The organism is Brevibacterium aurantiacum (genome assembly GCF_003932995.1).
In the GTDB taxonomy this organism is placed as follows: domain Bacteria; phylum Actinomycetota; class Actinomycetes; order Actinomycetales; family Brevibacteriaceae; genus Brevibacterium; species Brevibacterium aurantiacum.
The window spans coordinates 2,062,852-2,079,370 of sequence record NZ_CP025333.1 but is presented as its reverse complement, the minus strand read 5'-3'; the positions used below and the strand labels follow the sequence as shown (position 1 = coordinate 2,079,370).

Genomic DNA, 16,519 nt, shown 5'->3' with positions numbered 1-16,519 from the left:
GAAAAGACGGGGAATTCAATGACCTCGAAAGACCACTTCGGCGGCGGCAGCCAGCTCGAGGAGTTGAATGGGTTCACGAACCCGGGGCTGCCGGAACATAAGCCGCGAGTCGCTGATCGCGATCCGAAGGCCGCGAAGGTAGCTGAGCGCCAGGTGGCGGCTTGGTTCGTCCTGTCGATGGTCGGAACCATCTGGTTCATTGTCGCTTATTTCCTGTTCACACCGGGTGAGACGATGCAGAGCATCCGTCTTCACAACACCTCCATCGGCCTTGGTGCGGCAGTAGCCATGTTCTCCATCGGCGCCGGTGCAGTGCTGTGGGCCAAGAACCTCATGAGCGATCACGAGGGAATCGATGAGCGTCACGACATCGGCGGCAGCGAAGAGGATCAGGCAGTTGCCCTTGAGATTCTGCATCAGGCGAAGGAAGAGTCAGGCATCGCCCGTCGTCCGCTTCTGCGCAACACGCTGATCGCGGCGCTGGCCATCGCTCCCCTGCCCGCAGTCCTCGTCTTCCGCGACCTTGGCCCACTGCCCGGAGACAAGATGTTCAACACCCTCTGGGGCAAGGGCATTCGCCTGATCCAGGATCCGGGCGGCATTCCATCGGTGGAATCGGAACGCCCCATCAAGGCAGACGACGTCACCATCGGTTCGGCTTACCACGTGTTGCCATCCGGCATCGGCGATGAAGAGAACGCCGAACACCCGTTGGAGGAGAAGGCAAAAGCCGCCGTTCTGCTCATGCGCATCGATCCCAAGGAACTCAGAGAAGATCCGGATCGCAAGGATTGGTCACACGACGGCATCGTCGCATATTCCAAGATCTGCACCCACGTCGGTTGCCCCGTCGCACTGTATGAGCACCAGACACACCACCTGCTCTGCCCGTGCCACCAGTCGACCTTCGATGTGACCGAACACTGCAAGGTCATCTTCGGCCCGGCCAAGCGTCCACTGCCGCAGCTGCCCATCTCGGTCGACAGCGAAGGATATCTGGTCGCACAGTCGGACTTCCCTGAGCCCGTCGGACCTACGTTCTGGGAGATCAATCACCCATGAGTACTACACAACCCACAACAACCATCGGGAAGGCCGCGAACTTCGCCGAAACTCGAGTCGGGGCTTCAGTCCTCGTCCGCGAGTTCGGACGCAAGATCTTTCCTTCCCACTGGTCGTTCATGCTCGGTGAGGTCGCTCTCTACAGCTTCGTCATCGTTATCCTCTCCGGAACGTTCCTGACCTTCTTCTTCACCCCTGCAATGGGTGAGATGCACTATGAAGGTCCCTGGGCGCCGCTGCGTGGCGTCGAGATCTCAGAGGCGTACAACTCGACCCTGGCGATCTCATTCGAGATCCGCGGTGGCCTGTTCATCCGTCAGATGCACCACTGGGGTGCCCTGCTGTTCGTCGCTGCGCTGAGCATCCACATGCTGCGCGTGTTCTTCACCGGCGCGTTCCGTCGCCCTCGTGAGCTCAACTGGATCGTCGGTGTGCTCCTGGTCATCATGGGTATGGCGGCCGGCTTCACCGGTTACTCGCTGCCCGATGATCTGCTCTCAGGAAACGGTCTGCGAATCATTGACGGCATCGTGAAATCGCTGCCACTGGTCGGAACATATCTTTCGTTCTTCATCTTCGGCGGCGAGTTCCCAGGCACGGACATCGTGGCCAGGCTCTATTCGTTGCACATCATGATCGTTCCTGCGCTGCTGATCGCTCTGATCGGCATCCACCTGGTGTTCGTCGTCGTGCACAAGCACACGCAGTACCCAGGTGCAGGCAACACAGAGAAGAACGTCGTCGGCGAGCCGGTTCTGCCGACATTCGCAGCCAAGGGTGGAGGATTCTTCTTCCTCATCTTCGGTCTGGTGGCACTCATCTCAGCCCTCTTCACGATCAACCCGATCTGGAACTACGGCCCGTACGACCCGTCGCCGGTGTCTGCAGGCACGCAGCCTGACTGGTACATCGGTTGGGCAGACGGCTTCCTGCGCATCGTTCCCGGTTGGCTCGAGTTCTACATTGCCGGCTGGCCGATCTCACTGAATATCAACAGTGCGGTGGTTGTCATGGGCGGCGTCTTCGGTGCGATGTTCATCTATCCGTTCTTCGAGTCCTGGTTGCTCAAGGACAAGCGTGAACACCACATCCTCGATCGTCCTCGCAACAACCCCACGCGTACTGCCATCGGTGTTGCAGGCATCATCTTCTATTGCAACATGTGGGCCGCTGCCTCGGGTGACATCATTGCGGTGTTCTTCCAGATGTCGCTCAACGACATGATCTACATCTTCCGCATAGTGTTCTTCGTCGGTCCGATCATCGGCTACATGATCACGAAGCGAATGTGCATCGGTCTGCAGCGCAAGGATCGTGAGATCGCGCTGCACGGTCGGGAGACAGCGAACATCATCCGTCTCCCCCATGGCGAGTTCCTTGAGCGTCACGAAGCGCTGCCACCACATAAACTGTGGAAGCTGACAGCGTTCGAGTCGCCGTCGTACACGCCGGCAGAGCCGAATGCGGAAGGCAAGATCACCGGACTTGAGAAGTTCCGTGCGAAGCTCTCCAGGTTCTTCTTCGAAGACCGTGTCGCGCCAGTGACCAAGCAGGAGCTCGAAGCATCGCATCACGATCATGATTCGGTGGAGTCGAACACTCACAAGAAGATCGGCTACTGATCGACCTGGAGTTCAGCTCTCGCGAACTTGATAAGCCAGCGCTATGACGGAAGGGCCCAACATCTGTTGTTGGGCCCTTCCGTCATGTTGTTTCAGTGCACAGTTGACTGTTCGAGCTGATCGGACTGACCCCGTCGGCCTTGCGAGTGTCTGTCGAACCCCGGTCACGAATTTCCTGCCTTCGCCGTGGTGGTCAAGTATTGGTACCTGAGAGTGGTGCGATTCGCAGATCTCACTTCTCGATCTCAACCGTGCTGGTGTCATCCGCTCCTGCCAGGTGCGGTCTTCTATGGCTGTCAGCCCACACTCCCCTGGTTTGGATTGGAAGAATGAAATCGCGGCGGCGTGGAGTCGGGTCTGTTTCCGGGATTTGATGAATTGGGCAGGTACGACGGCGACGGCAACGAGGGTCACGGTCACGACGATGGCGGGTTCAATCCTCTGCCAATCGGCTGTCCCTGGGCGAAGATGACCTGTCCGTGGGGTGACCGTAGAGTGCTTATGCGCAACGTTGCCGCGTACTGACGAGTGCAGGCCAACGATTCCGCCGGCAGACCATCCATCACCGTCGCCAGACAGACGCTGAAGATCCTCTGGATCGCCGCGATGAGTTCGGCTGTTCCAAGATGCGCTGTCGATTGAGGTGAACAGCCACTGCCCCAACCAGCATGAGCGCGCCAGGTATCAGCCATGGTTTCTTACCCGGACCTTGAGGTCATGACGGTACGAAGTATCGCTGGGCGCGTGGGGACCTCCTCGCGAATGGCATTCCGCTTTTGCGCGTCCGAGGAACTCCCCCATCATATCTGAGCGACAAAGACAGTTTCAGGCGCTGGCAACTGATGAAAGCGAACAGGTGGACCCAACCGGGGACTCCCGGCAGTTGGCATAGCGGCCAGACCTGCTCCGAACAGACACACACCAGGAGCTACAAGTGATCAAGGCGTTGAAGTTGGTCACAGGTCCAGCACGGACACCTCAGAGCCCTGCAAGCGCTCCTGATCGCCGAAGATGCAGCATGCTGGCAGGATCCGCCTGGTAACGCTCCGCTTCGCCGCTGAAGGGCACGCCGACTTGGCCTCGGTCCGCCGGAACTGTTCGATGGAAGCACACGTGAGCTCGGTCGACCATGTCCCGGCAGAGGGCGGGGGTCGAAGGCGGACGGCTAAGAGCAACGAGTCAGACCACAAGGAGCTCACCGAGGCCGCGGAAGTATTCGGTGGCTCGACTTGAGCACAGGCTTGCCATGTCGTTCGTTGAATAGGTTGATGGCCCGGACTCAAACGAGTCCGGGCCATCAACGTGATTTTCAATCAGTGTTCGCTCAGCAGCGAATCAGTGAGCGTGATCCCCACGATCGTGCTCGAACGACAGTCCGACGAGAGCGACGAGGCCGAGCACAGCACCGAATGGGAAGATCCACCAACCCATAGCGATACCGTAGAAAGCCACTGCCGCAGCACCGGCGCAAACGATCGGCCACCAGCTCCAAGGGCTGAAGAAGCCGTAGTCGGCGTCGGCGTCTGAGATCTCAGCGTGCTCGTTGTCCGAGGGCTGACGACCGACACGACGATCGGTCAACCACAGGTACACACCGATCATCAGCGACATCGCACCGACGAGGAGCAGTGCCGGGAAACCGACGAGCTCAGTGAAGTCGGTGTAGAGGCCATAGGCAACTCCGACGGCCGCGAAGAAGATCCCGCACAACACGAAGACATAGATCGAGGATTTCACTTGACGTTACCTCCTGTGAGTTGCGGTTCAGCAGTGCCGTGTCCGGCGTATTCGAGCAGCTCCGGATGGTTCACATCGAATGCCGGACGCTCCGAACGGATGCGTGGCAGCGAAGTGAAGTTGTGGCGTGGAGGTGGGCAGGAAGTTGCCCACTCCAGCGAACCGCCGTAGCCCCAAGGATCGTCGACGGTGACCTTCGGCGCATTGCGCGAGGTGATCCATACGTTCCAGAAGAACGGAACCATGGACAGGCCGAGGACCATTGCGCCGACCGTGGACACCTGGTTCATCCACGTGAAGCCATCCTGCGGCAGGTAGTCCGCGTAACGACGAGGCATTCCGTCGACGCCGAGCCAGTGCTGGACGAGGAAGGTGGCGTGGAAGCCGATGAACAGCATCCAGAAGTGGATGTGGCCGAGCTTCTCGTTGAGCATCTTGCCGGTCCACTTCGGCCACCAGAAGTAGAATCCGGCGAACATCGCGAACACGACGGTGCCGAAGATCACGTAGTGGAAGTGAGCAACGACGAAGTAGGAGTCCGACACCTGCTGGTCAAGCGCGGGACTGGCCAAAATGACGCCGGTGAGACCACCGAAGAGGAACGTGACGAGGAACCCGATGGACCAGACCATCGGAGTCTCGAAGGTGATCGACCCTCGCCACATCGTGCCCACCCAGTTGAAGAACTTCACACCTGTCGGAATCGCGATGAGCATCGTCATGAAAGCGAAGAACGGCAGTGCCACGACGCCTGTGACATACATGTGGTGTGCCCACACGGTCACCGACAGGGCGGCAATCGAAATCGTCGCGAAGACCAGTTCCTTGTAGCCGAAGACAGGCTTGCGGCTGAAGACAGGGAAGATCTCGGTGACGATGCCGAAGAACGGCAACGCGATCACGTAGACCTCCGGGTGCCCGAAGAACCAGAATAAGTGCTGCCAGAGAATCGGTCCCCCGTTGCCGGGGCTGAAGACATGGGATCCCAATACGCGGTCAGCTCCCAAGACAAGCAGAGCGGCGGCGAGAGGCTGGAAGGCCATGAGGACGAGGATGCCGGTGATCAGGGTGTTCCAGGTGAAGATCGGCATACGGAACATGGTCATACCCGGGGCACGCATCGTGATGATGGTGGTGATGAAGTTGACCGATCCGAGGATCGTTCCGATTCCCTGCAGAGCCAAGCCGAGAACCCAGAGGTTTCCGCCGGCTCCCGGTGTGAACGTCGTATTGCTCAGAGGCGCGTACGCGGTCCATCCGAACGAGGCTGCACCCTGAGGGGTGAGGAAGCCGGAGACGGCGATCAGAGAGCCGAAGAGGTACATCCAGAATGCGAAGGCATTCAGACGAGGGAACGCCACGTCGGGTGCGCCGATCTGCAGCGGCATGATCACATTGGCGAAGCCGGAGAACAGCGGTGTCGCGAACATCAGCAGCATCAGCGTGCCGTGCATCGTGAACAGCTGGTTGTACTGCTCCTTGGTCTCAATGATCTGCATACCCGGATCGAAGAGCTCGAGGCGGATGATGAGCGCCATGACGCCGCCGACGCAGAAGAAGAGGAACGACGCGATCAGGTACATGTACCCGATCGTCTTATGGTCGGTCGACGTGATCCAGTCGACGATGATCTTTCCCTTGCTCCGAGGAACAACGGGGGCGTCAATGGCCGCCTGATTCATCGTTGCGGTCATTTTTCAGCACCTTCTTTCGGGTACCAGTTGCGATCGTACTCAGGACCGAGCTGGCCCTTGTTGCCTTCGTCGGCGAGTGACTTGGTGTAGTCCTCAAACTCGGCCTTGGAGACGACCTTCACATTGAAGAGCATTTCCGAGTGGTATTCACCGCACAACTCTGCGCACTTGCCCACGTACTCGCCTTCTTTCTCGGCGCGCAGATGCAGACTCTGGTCGTGACCAGGAATCATGTCGCGCTTCTCGAGGAAAGCGGGAACCCAGAACGAGTGGATGACGTCGCGTGAACGCAGCTTGATCTCGAGGTCGGTGTCGACCGGGAGGTAGAGGGTTGGTGCCTCCTCCCCCGGCTTCTCAGAGCCGTCGAGTGGGACCTGCGTACCCGCGAAGTACACGTCTTGATTGACGTAGTTGAAGTCCCATGCCCATTGTTTGGCAGCGACTTCGATGACCTGCTCACCTGGAGTGGTGTCGTCAGTTGTCTTCTCCATGACCTGAACGCTCTGGAAGAAGAATCCCAGGACCAGGATGACTGGAGTGACCGTGAACAGGATTTCGATCGGCATACTGTAGCGCAGCTGCACAGGCAGTCCGCGATCGTTCTTGCGGCGGCGGTAGGCGACCATCGACCACAGAATGAGTCCCCACACGATCAGCCCCACGATCAGCAGGGCGATCCATGCACCGTTCCACAGGGAGGTGTAGGCCTCGGTGTGGTTGGTGGCGCCCTTCGATTCGGCGGGGAAGAATCCTGTGGAGACCTGCTCTTTCGTGCAGCCGGACAGCAACGCCAGTACAGCGACGGCGCCCAGAGTGCCGAGCCGCTTCGCCCAGGACCTTCCCGGTCCTGCCTGATTCGGAGAATCCACGTGCAGCCTTTCACAACCTTATTCGCCTCGGGGTGCCCCAAAGACGAATTCTTACTATGTCAGTTACCAGAGTACCGCTACAAGCGGTAGAAATTCACATGCAAATGATCATTTGTTGAGAATAACCTGACAACGATCCCCGCGGAGAGCGGAATCTAGCCGAGTGGAGTACTCGAGACCGCTGATCTCCGACACGCCGAGACTGGCCAGGTGTGAGGTCTGCCACTGTGTATCGATGAGCCATCTGTGGTGGTCATCGTCATTATCAATCGAGGTGGGAGCGCTCGAGACAGCGTTCTTCGCCCCGGGCTCCGAGGGATGATTGTCAAGGGTTTCGTCGAAGAGAGAGACCAGGTGGACGAGTGCGGCTTTGGAAGCATCGCGCCGTGTATGGAACATCGATTCTCCGGCGAAGAACGACCCCATGGCGACGCCGTAGAGACCCCCGACGAGGATGCCTTCGGATCTGATCTCCACCGAATGGGCCCACCCGTCTTTGTGGAGACCCAGGTAGAGGCTGATGATGTCTTCGGTGATCCAACTGCCGGGCCTGCTGGGGTCAGCACAAGCCCGGATGACGTGTTCGAAGCCTGTGTTGACGCTGCATTCGAAATGGCGCATCGATTTGCGCAGGCTCTTGCTGACTTTGAGATCTCCGGGGAGGAGGACCCCGCGACGCCGCGGACCCCACCAGCCCATGCGACCGGTGCCGCCACTGCCGATTCCCATCGGGAACAGTCCGGCCCGATACGAAGAGAGGACCTGGGCCTGCGTTGCCGTGTATGACACGGCGCGCAGATCTTCCAGGTCCATCTCAGTGACTTTCAGGTCTGTTTCAGCGGTTCGGCATCAGTGGAACGAGTCACCGCATGCGCAGGATCCCCCGGCATTCGGATTGTCGATCGTGAATCCCTGCTTCTCAATGGTGTCGGCGAAATCGATGGTCGAACCGCCGAGGTAGGGCACGCTCATCCGATCAACGATGACCTCGACGCCGTCGAAGTCACGGACAGCGTCACCGTCGAGCTGGCGCTCGTCGAAGTAGAGCTGGTAGATCAGGCCGGAGCAGCCGCCGGGCTGAACGGCCACACGCAGACGAAGGTCATCGCGACCTTCCTGCTGCAACAGGCTGCGCACCTTCTCGGCTGCCGTGCTCGACAGTTCGACCTCGTGCGTGGCCATCGCTTCGTTCGTCACAGTCATGGTTACTCCTTATTTCGATCCTGCCTGTCTCCAGGCTACACCGCGGACAACGTAATAGTCAGCGAACCTATTCCCCAACAACCCTCATCCGTGTGCCAATTTCTGAAGAAGGAGTGCCTCTGCGACGATGGCCGCCTTGAAATCGGGCAGATACAGCGACTCATTGGCGCTGTGTGCCCTGGCGTCCGGGTCCTCGACTCCGGTGACCAAGATAGATGCCTGAGGGAACACGTCGAGGAGATCGGCGATGAACGGGATCGAGCCGCCGATGCCCATGGTCACAGAATCCTGCCCCCAGGCCTCGGTGAGCGCCTGCTGTGCGGTCTGCACCACAGGATCACTCATATCGGCTTGCCACGGGCTGCCGCCCTCCGTGTCTCCGATGGTCAGTTCGGCACCGAAGGGAAGATTCTCACGCAGGTGCCTCTCGACTGCTTCGACGGCATTGTCCGGAGTGTCACCGGGTGCCAGTCGAATCGACAACTTCGCCCGCAGGCTCGACTGGAGAGTATTCGACGACACATCGACGTCAGGGATGTCGAGACCGATGACGGTGATCGACGGCTGCGTCCAGAGACGCGAAGCCAATGATCCTGTGCCGATGAGCGCAGTCGAGTCGAGGACACCGGAGTCGTCCCGGATCGTCGACTCCTCGTAGTCGATCTCGCTCTGGGCCTGCGACTTCAGCCCGCTGACGGCAACCGAGCCGTTCTCATCATGGAGGCTGCTCAACACGCGAGTCATCGCCAGCATCGCATTGGGGACGATGCCTCCGTACATGCCCGAATGCACGGCGTGATCAAGCGTGGAGATCTCAAATTCGACCGCGCACATTCCGCGCAGACTCGTCGTCAGGGCCGGTGTGCCCGCCGCCCAGTTGCCGGAATCTGCCACGACGATGACATCTGCGGCGAGTTTGTCCTGGTAGGTCTCGAGGAAGTTGCGGAAGCTGGGGCTGCCGGCCTCTTCCTCACCTTCGATGAAGAGAGTCACACCTACGCCGAGGCGGTCCGACAGGAGACGAAGTGCAGTGAGGTGGACCATGATGCCGGCCTTGTCATCCGCGGCGCCACGGCCATAGAGCCGGTCCCCCGTTCTGGTGGCTGTGAAGGGGTCGGTAGTCCAGGCCTCAGACTTGCCTGGAGGCTGAACGTCGTGGTGGGCGTAGAGCAGCACAGTCGGGGCTCCAGCAGGTGCCGGGACCGAGGCGACCACAGCCGGATAGCCCTCGGTTCCGTCTTCCTGAGCTGCTGTCAGGATTTCGACGTCGAGCCCGAGGTCGCGGGCGAGGCTGGCGACTGCTTCGGCGCTGGCTCGTACGTGTGCGGGATCGAAGCTCGGCCACGCGACCGAGGGGATCGCCACAAGATCAGTCAGTTTGTCGATGACCTCGTCGAAAATAGTGTCGAGTTCGGCATGCAATTGGGCACTGTCAAGTGCTGAAGTCGATTCGCTCATTCTCCAAAGGTAGTATTCATTAGGTGTTCGGAAGCAAAAAAACTCATGAGGATGCGCAATCCTCCGACAATCGACCGGTGAACAATGACGGTTCACGCCCTGATGCTGCCCCGCAGCGTGAGGCTGAGCAGAAGAAAGGACGGCCGACGCCTAAGCGCAGCCAACAGGAATCGGTGCGTAAGCAGCCACTGGTGTCGAAGGATCGCAAGGTGGCGAACCAGCGGGCCAAGGAGCAGACGCGCAAGGACCGTGACCGTGCCCGCATCGGCATGATGAACGGCGAAGAGCAGTACCTGACTCGCCGTGACAAGGGGCCTCAGCGTCGTTACGTCCGCGACTACATCGACGCCCGATTCTCGATCGGAGAGCTGTTCATCCCTGCCGCTATTCTGATCCTGGTTGTGGCGTTCACCCAGCCCGTGGCCATTCAGCAGTACTTCACCTACGCGGTCTGGGGCCTGTTGGCGCTGGTCATCCTCGACGGTGTCATCGTCAACTACATCCTCAAGGGCCGGCTGCGCGCCAAGTTCGGAACCGTCGAACGAGGCCTGGCGTTCTACGCGATCATGCGCAGCGTCCAGATTCGGCCGCTGCGCATGCCCAAGCCACAGGTCAAGCGCCGCCAGTACCCCGAGTGAGCAGAGTTCTCGACCTTGCTCCACGGATGATCCGTCCTGGCCAGAACGGACCGGAATAGATCATCTCCGAATAGGATTGAACCAGATCAGCGCCCGCCGCAAGCCGGGCGCTGATGTCGTTGGCATCGACGATTCCCCCGACCGAGATGATGCTGAGGCGCTCACCCACGGTGGCTTTGACCAAGCGCAGAACCTCCATCGACCGAGGGGCCAATGGTCGGCCCGAGATGCCTCCGGCCTGACTGCGGGCGAAGTCAGCCTCCCGACCGGTGAGCACGTCCCGATCAATCGTGGTGTTGGTGGTGATGAGGCCGTCGACTCCTGCGCGCATGGCCAGTTCACAGATATCGATGACGTCTTCGTCGCTGAGGTCGGGGGCGATCTTCACCAACAGGGGCACATGACCGAGCGTGGAGCGCGGAGCTGGGACCACCTCGGCGGCGGCAGAGCGCACGGCGTCGATGATGGGTTCCAGGCTAGACACGGACTGCAGGTCACGCAGCCCCGGAGTGTTGGGTGAACTGACATTGATGACGAGGTAGTCAGCCAGAGGTGCACAGAACCGCGCTGAACTCGCATAGTCCTCGACCGCATCGGCGGCGTCGACGACCTTGGTCTTGCCGATGTTGATCCCGATGAGCGGTCGCTGTCTCGCGGGTAGGGAGGCAATGGACTTCCGTTGCCCCTCGATGTTGAATGCGGCCTGCCGGGCGCCCTGATTGTTGAAGCCCATCCGATTGAGCAGCGCAATATTGTTGCGCAGTCGAAACAGTCGAGGCTTGTCGTTGCCGGGCTGAGAATGAGCGGTGATGGTGCCGACCTCGATGTGGCCGAAGCCCAGCGCCGAGAGCGCGCGAATCCCCTCACCGTTCTTGTCGAAGCCGGCAGCAAGCCCGAGGCGGTTGGGGAACCGCAGACCCAGGACATTCACCTCGTCTCGAGTGCCGCGGGCTAGGACCAGACGCAGCAGACGGCCCAGACCGGGGACGGAGTCGAGGATTTTCAGCGCTGTGAACGACACATGATGTGCACGTTCGGCATCCATAGGGGCGAAGAAGAGTTTGAAGATAAGTGAGTACACACCCACCAGAATATGCCAGGCGGTGACCCGAACGTCAGACGGGATAGTTGGCTGACATCAGGAATTCACGCAGATCCCTGCTCAGAACGGTCGCCGTTTATCCATCCCCCGCGAAATGGCATTAGGATCGATTCAACGTTCAAAGACAATGAAAGGGAATATATGCCCAGTGCATCCACGCCCACCGGCTACTCTTCGACCACCCTCGTGAAAGCCACCGCTTCCGTTCTGGTGCTGGGAGTCGCCGACGACAAGGTTCTCGGGCTCGAGACCGCAAAGTCCGCACGAACAGCCTTGGAAGACGTGGCTCGGGCCATCGAATTCTCCGGCAAGGCCGGATCCACGGCCCGCGTCGCCGCTCCCAAAGGGTTCTCCGCCACAAGCATCCTCTTAGTCGGACTCGGTGACTTCGACGCCACAGCACGCGGCACTGACGCCGCAGCAAAGTCACACGAGGTGCTGCGTCGCGCCGCAGGCATCGCCCTGCGCGCCGTCGACGGTGTGGATTCGATCGCCGTGGGCCTTCCGGCACTGAGCGCCGAAGCCATCGAAGCTGTCACCGTCGGTGCCGCACTCGGTGCCTACCGGTTCATCGACTACCGCAGCGAGGACTCAGACAAGGTGCCCGGCACCGTGACCATCCTCGGGCCCAAGAGCAAGGAGCACTCGGCCGCGCACGCCACCGGCGCGATCATCGCCGCAGCGACGAACCGGGCCCGAGACCTCGTCAACACCCCTCCCCTCGATCTCTACCCCGAATCCTTCGCCCAGCGCGTCAAGGACCAGGGCAAGGAACGCAAGCTCAAGGTGAGCGTCCTCGGCGAGAAGGAACTCCAGGCCGGTGGATACGGTGGAATCACCGGTGTCGGCCAAGGTTCAACTCGCGGCCCGCGCCTGGTCAAGGTCGAGTACTCCCCCAAAGGCGCCGAACGCCACGTGAGCTTCGTCGGCAAGGGCATCACCTTCGACTCCGGCGGCATCTCCCTCAAGCCCGCAGCGAGCATGGAGGACATGAAATCCGACATGGCCGGCGCCGCAGCCGTCGTCCAGGCCCTGTTCGCCATCGCAGACCTGGGACTGCCCGTCCGTGCGACTGCCTGGCTGCCCCTGGCCGAGAACATGCCGGGATCATCGGCCACTCGACCCAGCGACGTGCTGCATATGCGCAGCGGCAAGACGGTCGAAGTCACCAATACCGATGCCGAGGGCCGATTGGTTCTCGCCGACGCATTGGCAGACGCCGACGCAGAGAATCCCGATCTGCTCATCGATGTGGCCACACTGACGGGAGCACAGGTCGTGGCCTTGGGCAATCGGACATCAGGCGTCATGGGTGCTGAGGCTGCACGCAGTCTCGTGACCGCCTCGGCGACGGAAGCCGGCGAAGAGATGTGGGCAATGCCGATCCCCGAAGAGATGCTCTCCGGTTTCGACTCCAACGCAGCCGACCTGAAGAACTCCGGACCGCGCCCCGGCGGTATGCTCGCCGCCGCCGCATTCCTCCAAGAATTCGTCAGCGAGGACGCTAACTGGGCCCACATCGACATCGCCGGACCGAGCTTCAACACCGGGTCCGCGTTCGGCTACACCCCAGTCGCCGCCACCGGCGCGGCAGTTCGGACCCTCATCCAAGCAGCGAAGCAGGTGAACTGACACAACAGTTTCTACACACTGTCGATCTTGACGTGATCATCACCACCTGTGTCCAAACAGACAGCGTGTGCTTTCGCCCTTGGCGAGAAAAGTGGAAAGATAGAAGGAAAGCTGCGTAAGGCAGGCTTATTCACAGCTACGAGGAGTAATCCGTGAGTGACTCATTGACCTACGACCTTGTCGTTCTGGGCGGCGGAACCGGCGGCTACGCTGCCGCGCTGCGTGCTGCAGAGCTCGACATGAAGGTTGCTTTGATCGAACGCGACAAGGTTGGCGGCACATGCTTGCACCGCGGTTGTGTTCCGACGAAGGCGCTTCTGCATGCTGCAGAAGTCGCCGACACAGCGAAGGAATCGTCCAACTTCGGCATTGAGGTCGAATTCAAGGGCATCGACATCGAGAAAGTTCTCGACTACAAGAACAATGTCATTTCTCGTAACTACAAAGGCCTGCAGGGTCTGGTCAAGGCACGTGGAATCGACACGTACTTCGGCACCGGCAAGCTCGTCGGCAAGGATACGGTCGAGGTCGAGGGTGAAGACGGCAAGCGCACCGTCACCGGCACCAACGTTCTCCTGTCAACGGGTTCGACGTCGAAGACCATCGGCCTCGACATCACCGAGCGTGTGATCACGAGCACTGAAGCTCTCGAGCTCGACAAGGTCCCCGGCTCGGCGATCGTTCTCGGCGGCGGCGTCATCGGCGTCGAGTTCGCCAGCGTGTGGTCGTCGTTCGGTGCCCAGGTCACCATCGTTGAGGGACTCAAGCACCTCGTGGCCAACGAGGACGAGACGATCTCGAAGAACCTCGAACGTGCCTTCAAGAAGCGCAAGATCGGCTTCAAGCTCGGTACCATGTTCAAGGGCGTCGAAGAGACCGCCGACGGAGTCAAGGTGACTCTCGAAGACGGTTCGGTCCTCGAAGCCGAGTACCTTCTCGTAGCTGTCGGCCGTGGCCCGGTCACCGACGGCTTCGGCTTCGAAGAGCAGGGCATCCCCATGGACCGCGGATTCGTCCTGGCCAACGAGCGACTCCACACCGGCGTCGGCAACATCTACGCCTGCGGCGACATCGTTCCCGGCCTGCAGCTGGCCCACCGTGCCTTCGGTCAGGGAATCTTCATCGCCGAGGAGATCGCTGGACTCAACCCGGTTCCTGTCTTGGAGTCCGGTATTCCTCGCGTGACCTACTGCGAACCCGAGATCTTCTCTGTCGGACTCTCGTCCAAGCAGGCCGAAGAGCAGTATGGAGCCGACAGCGTCGAATCCATCGAATACAACCTGGGTGGCAACGGCAAGTCCGTGATCCTGAATACCACGGGTCTGGTCAAGGTCATCCGTGAGAAGGACGGACCCGTCGTCGGCGTCCACGGCATCGGCGCTCGACTGAGCGAACAGGCAGGCGAAGCCCAACTGATTGTCAACTGGGAGGCATTCCCAGAGGAAGTTGCGCAACTCATTCACGCTCACCCGACGCAGAATGAAGCACTCGGCGAGGCCCACCTGGCCCTTGCCGGCAAACCCCTGCACTTCCACTCTTAAGATCCGAGGAGACGAAAGACATGTCGAATTCCGTGCAGATGCCGGCTCTCGGTGAGTCGGTGACCGAAGGAACAGTCACCCGCTGGCTGAAATCCGTCGGTGAAGAAATCGAAGTAGACGAGCCGTTGCTCGAGGTGTCGACCGACAAGGTCGACACGGAGATCCCCAGCCCGTACGCAGGTGTCCTGGAGAAGATCTTGGCCGACGAGGACGATGTCGTCGAAGTCGGTGGAGACCTTGCCTACATCGGCGACGGCAGCGGATCGGACTCCGCGGCCTCGTCTGAGGAAGATGACTCCGATGACGAGGATTCTTCTGAAGCGGCCGAAGCTCCCGAGCCCGCAGAGGCAGAGGAGACCGAGGCGGCCGAGGAATCATCCGCGGACTCAGCAGACGAACCAGCAGCTGAAGCACCGGCCTCGTCAGGCTCCGAAGGCGAAGGCACGGAGATCACCATGCCGGCGCTGGGCGAGTCCGTGACAGAAGGCACTGTGACTCGTTGGCTGAAGGAGGTCGGCGAAGAGGTTGAGGTCGACGAGCCTCTCCTCGAGGTGTCCACCGACAAGGTCGACACCGAGGTGCCCTCCCCCGTGGCAGGCATCGTGCAGGCACACCTCGCAGAAGAGGACGAGACAGTCGAGGTCGGCGAGCCATTGGCTCGCGTCGGCTCCGGCGCTCCTTCGTCCTCCGACTCGGGATCGACAGATTCCGGTTCGGGTGAAGCCGAGTCTTCCTCTGATGCAGAGGAAGAGCCGGCCGAAGAACCAGCTGAGGAGCCTGCTGAGGAAGAGGCTCCGGCCGAAGACGAGAAGTCTGAGCCTGCAGAAGAGGCACCGAAGCAGGAGACTTCTGCCCCGGCCGCTTCGAAGCCTGACGAGAAGAAGCCTGCTGAGAAGTCCGAAGGATCTGCATCGGCTCCTGCCGCTGCTGACACCGTCGGTGAGAATGCCGCATATGTGACTCCCCTCGTGCGCCGCCTGGCACGCGATGAGGGTGTCGATCTGAGCTCGGTCACCGGCACCGGCGTGGGTGGACGCATCCGCAAGCAGGACGTCGTGGCCGCAGCGGCCAACCGTTCGTCTGCTCCGGCAGGGTCTGCTGCTCCAGCAGCCGGCGGCGCGAAGGAGCCGTTCAAGCTCGAGATCCCCGAGGAGGCCGCCAAGCTTCGCGGCACCACGGAGAAGGCTTCTCGCATCCGCCAGACCATCGCCAAGCGGATGAGCGAATCCCTCGAGGTATCGGCTCAGCTCACCCAGGTGGTCGAGGTCGATATGACCCGCGTCGTCAAGCTGCGCAAGGCCAACAAAGAGGCCTTCCAGTCCAAGCACGGCTCGAAGCTGACCTACCTGCCGTTCTTCGGCAAGGCAGTCGTCGAGGCTCTCAAGCAGCACCCCAAGGTCAACGCACAGTACGATCTGGAATCTCAGCAGATCTCGTACTTCGACCACGAGCACCTGGCGATCGCAGTGGACACCCCACGCGGACTCCTGGTTCCTGTGATCAAGGATGCGGGTGACCTGAGTATCGCGGGGCTGTCGAAGTCCATTGACGATGTTGCGGACCGCACCCGCAACAACAAGATCATGCCTGATGAACTGTCCGGCGGAACGTTCACCATCACCAACATCGGCTCGGTGGGAGCACTGTTCGACACTCCGATCATCAACCAGCCGCAGATGGGTATTCTCGGCACCGGTACGATCGTGCGTCGCCCGATCGTCGTCAAGACTGAGGACGGCGAAGAGTCGATTGCCATCCGTGACATGGTCTACCTGCCGCTGACCTACAACCACCAGTTGGTCGATGGCGCGGATGCAGGACGATTCCTGCAGACGATCAAGGCTCGTCTGGAAGAAGGAAACTTCGAAGCGGACCTCGAACTCTGAGTCGCTTCATGAGCTGTCTCTCTCGGTGAGTCGCGAGACCCACCAAAGGGGCGAGAAGGGCCGGTCACAGTTGTG

At 60.5% G+C, this 16,519-nt stretch carries 13 protein-coding genes; 6 read left to right on the top strand and 7 right to left on the bottom strand.

All coding sequences use genetic code 11. The features are described 5' to 3' along the window. Positions 1–18: 18 nt before the first annotated feature. Positions 19–1,062, top strand: a complete 1,044-nt coding sequence (gene qcrA, locus CXR25_RS09670; RefSeq protein ID WP_009884641.1) for a cytochrome bc1 complex Rieske iron-sulfur subunit — start codon at positions 19–21, stop codon at positions 1,060–1,062. Continuing rightward, a complete protein-coding gene (gene qcrB, locus CXR25_RS09665) occupies positions 1,059–2,684 on the top strand; it encodes a cytochrome bc1 complex cytochrome b subunit (protein ID WP_069600146.1) in 1,626 nt (541 codons plus the stop codon). Before qcrA ends, qcrB begins: the two co-directional genes overlap by 4 nt. Before the next feature lie 1,335 nt (positions 2,685–4,019). On the opposite strand, the gene CXR25_RS09660 is transcribed toward qcrB, so the two are convergent. The 6 genes from CXR25_RS09660 to CXR25_RS09635 all read right to left on the bottom strand — a co-directional run bounded on the left by CXR25_RS09660 (position 4,020) and on the right by CXR25_RS09635 (position 9,645). Further along, on the bottom strand, positions 4,020–4,421 hold the full coding sequence (locus CXR25_RS09660) for a cytochrome c oxidase subunit 4 (RefSeq protein WP_069600144.1): 402 nt from the start codon (positions 4,419–4,421) through the stop codon (positions 4,020–4,022). Next, entirely contained in the window at positions 4,418–6,115 is a 1,698-nt protein-coding gene (ctaD, locus tag CXR25_RS09655) for an aa3-type cytochrome oxidase subunit I (protein ID WP_069600143.1), read from the bottom strand. The genes CXR25_RS09660 and ctaD overlap by 4 nt, the downstream gene beginning before the upstream one ends. Continuing rightward, positions 6,112–6,984 carry an aa3-type cytochrome oxidase subunit II gene (ctaC, locus tag CXR25_RS09650; RefSeq protein WP_009884648.1) on the bottom strand — a complete coding sequence of 291 codons (873 nt, stop codon included), beginning with the start codon at positions 6,982–6,984 and terminating at the stop codon, positions 6,112–6,114. The genes ctaD and ctaC overlap by 4 nt, the downstream gene beginning before the upstream one ends. 108 nt (positions 6,985–7,092) lie before the next feature. After that, entirely contained in the window at positions 7,093–7,797 is a 705-nt protein-coding gene (locus tag CXR25_RS09645) for a leucyl/phenylalanyl-tRNA--protein transferase (protein WP_009884649.1), read from the bottom strand. A gap of 36 nt (positions 7,798–7,833) precedes the next feature. Then, a complete protein-coding gene (locus CXR25_RS09640) occupies positions 7,834–8,187 on the bottom strand; it encodes a HesB/IscA family protein (protein WP_009884650.1) in 354 nt (117 codons plus the stop codon). An 84-nt stretch (positions 8,188–8,271) separates the two neighbouring features. Continuing rightward, positions 8,272–9,645 carry a dipeptidase gene (locus tag CXR25_RS09635; RefSeq protein WP_125240534.1) on the bottom strand — a complete coding sequence of 458 codons (1,374 nt, stop codon included), beginning with the start codon at positions 9,643–9,645 and terminating at the stop codon, positions 8,272–8,274. A gap of 77 nt (positions 9,646–9,722) precedes the next feature. On the opposite strand from CXR25_RS09635, the gene CXR25_RS09630 reads away from it, so the two are divergent. Then, positions 9,723–10,283 carry a DUF3043 domain-containing protein gene (locus tag CXR25_RS09630; RefSeq protein ID WP_236850376.1) on the top strand — a complete coding sequence of 187 codons (561 nt, stop codon included), beginning with the start codon at positions 9,723–9,725 and terminating at the stop codon, positions 10,281–10,283. Here CXR25_RS09630 and CXR25_RS09625 read toward each other — a convergent pair. Further along, the gene (locus CXR25_RS09625) at positions 10,258–11,364 is read right to left on the bottom strand and encodes a quinone-dependent dihydroorotate dehydrogenase (protein WP_009884653.1); all 1,107 of its coding nucleotides are present in this window, start codon (positions 11,362–11,364) and stop codon (positions 10,258–10,260) included. The genes CXR25_RS09630 and CXR25_RS09625 overlap by 26 nt on opposite strands. 162 nt (positions 11,365–11,526) lie before the next feature. On the opposite strand from CXR25_RS09625, the gene CXR25_RS09620 reads away from it, so the two are divergent. The 3 genes from CXR25_RS09620 to sucB all read left to right on the top strand — a co-directional run bounded on the left by CXR25_RS09620 (position 11,527) and on the right by sucB (position 16,444). Continuing rightward, a complete protein-coding gene (locus CXR25_RS09620; RefSeq protein WP_096166964.1) occupies positions 11,527–13,017 on the top strand; it encodes a leucyl aminopeptidase in 1,491 nt (496 codons plus the stop codon). Between the two features lie 152 nt (positions 13,018–13,169). Then, entirely contained in the window at positions 13,170–14,558 is a 1,389-nt protein-coding gene (lpdA, locus tag CXR25_RS09615; RefSeq protein ID WP_069600141.1) for a dihydrolipoyl dehydrogenase, read from the top strand. Positions 14,559–14,578: 20 nt separating this feature from the next. Next, positions 14,579–16,444 carry a 2-oxoglutarate dehydrogenase, E2 component, dihydrolipoamide succinyltransferase gene (gene sucB, locus CXR25_RS09610; RefSeq protein WP_009884656.1) on the top strand — a complete coding sequence of 622 codons (1,866 nt, stop codon included), beginning with the start codon at positions 14,579–14,581 and terminating at the stop codon, positions 16,442–16,444. The last annotated feature ends 75 nt before the right edge of the window (positions 16,445–16,519 follow it).

What these genes read in the sequence shown, in the direction of transcription:
- qcrB (WP_069600146.1), top strand. Translation starts at nt 1,059, where the DNA reads ATGAGTACTACACAACCCACAACAACCATCGGGAAGGCCGCGAACTTC.
- CXR25_RS09620 (WP_096166964.1), top strand. Translation starts at nt 11,527, where the DNA reads ATGCCCAGTGCATCCACGCCCACCGGCTACTCTTCGACCACCCTCGTG.
- ctaD (WP_069600143.1), bottom strand. Translation starts at nt 6,115, where the DNA reads ATGACCGCAACGATGAATCAGGCGGCCATTGACGCCCCCGTTGTTCCT.
- qcrA (WP_009884641.1), top strand. Translation starts at nt 19, where the DNA reads ATGACCTCGAAAGACCACTTCGGCGGCGGCAGCCAGCTCGAGGAGTTG.
- CXR25_RS09635 (WP_125240534.1), bottom strand. Translation starts at nt 9,645, where the DNA reads ATGAGCGAATCGACTTCAGCACTTGACAGTGCCCAATTGCATGCCGAA.
- sucB (WP_009884656.1), top strand. Translation starts at nt 14,579, where the DNA reads ATGTCGAATTCCGTGCAGATGCCGGCTCTCGGTGAGTCGGTGACCGAA.
- CXR25_RS09645 (WP_009884649.1), bottom strand. Translation starts at nt 7,797, where the DNA reads ATGGACCTGGAAGATCTGCGCGCCGTGTCATACACGGCAACGCAGGCC.
- CXR25_RS09640 (WP_009884650.1), bottom strand. Translation starts at nt 8,187, where the DNA reads ATGACTGTGACGAACGAAGCGATGGCCACGCACGAGGTCGAACTGTCG.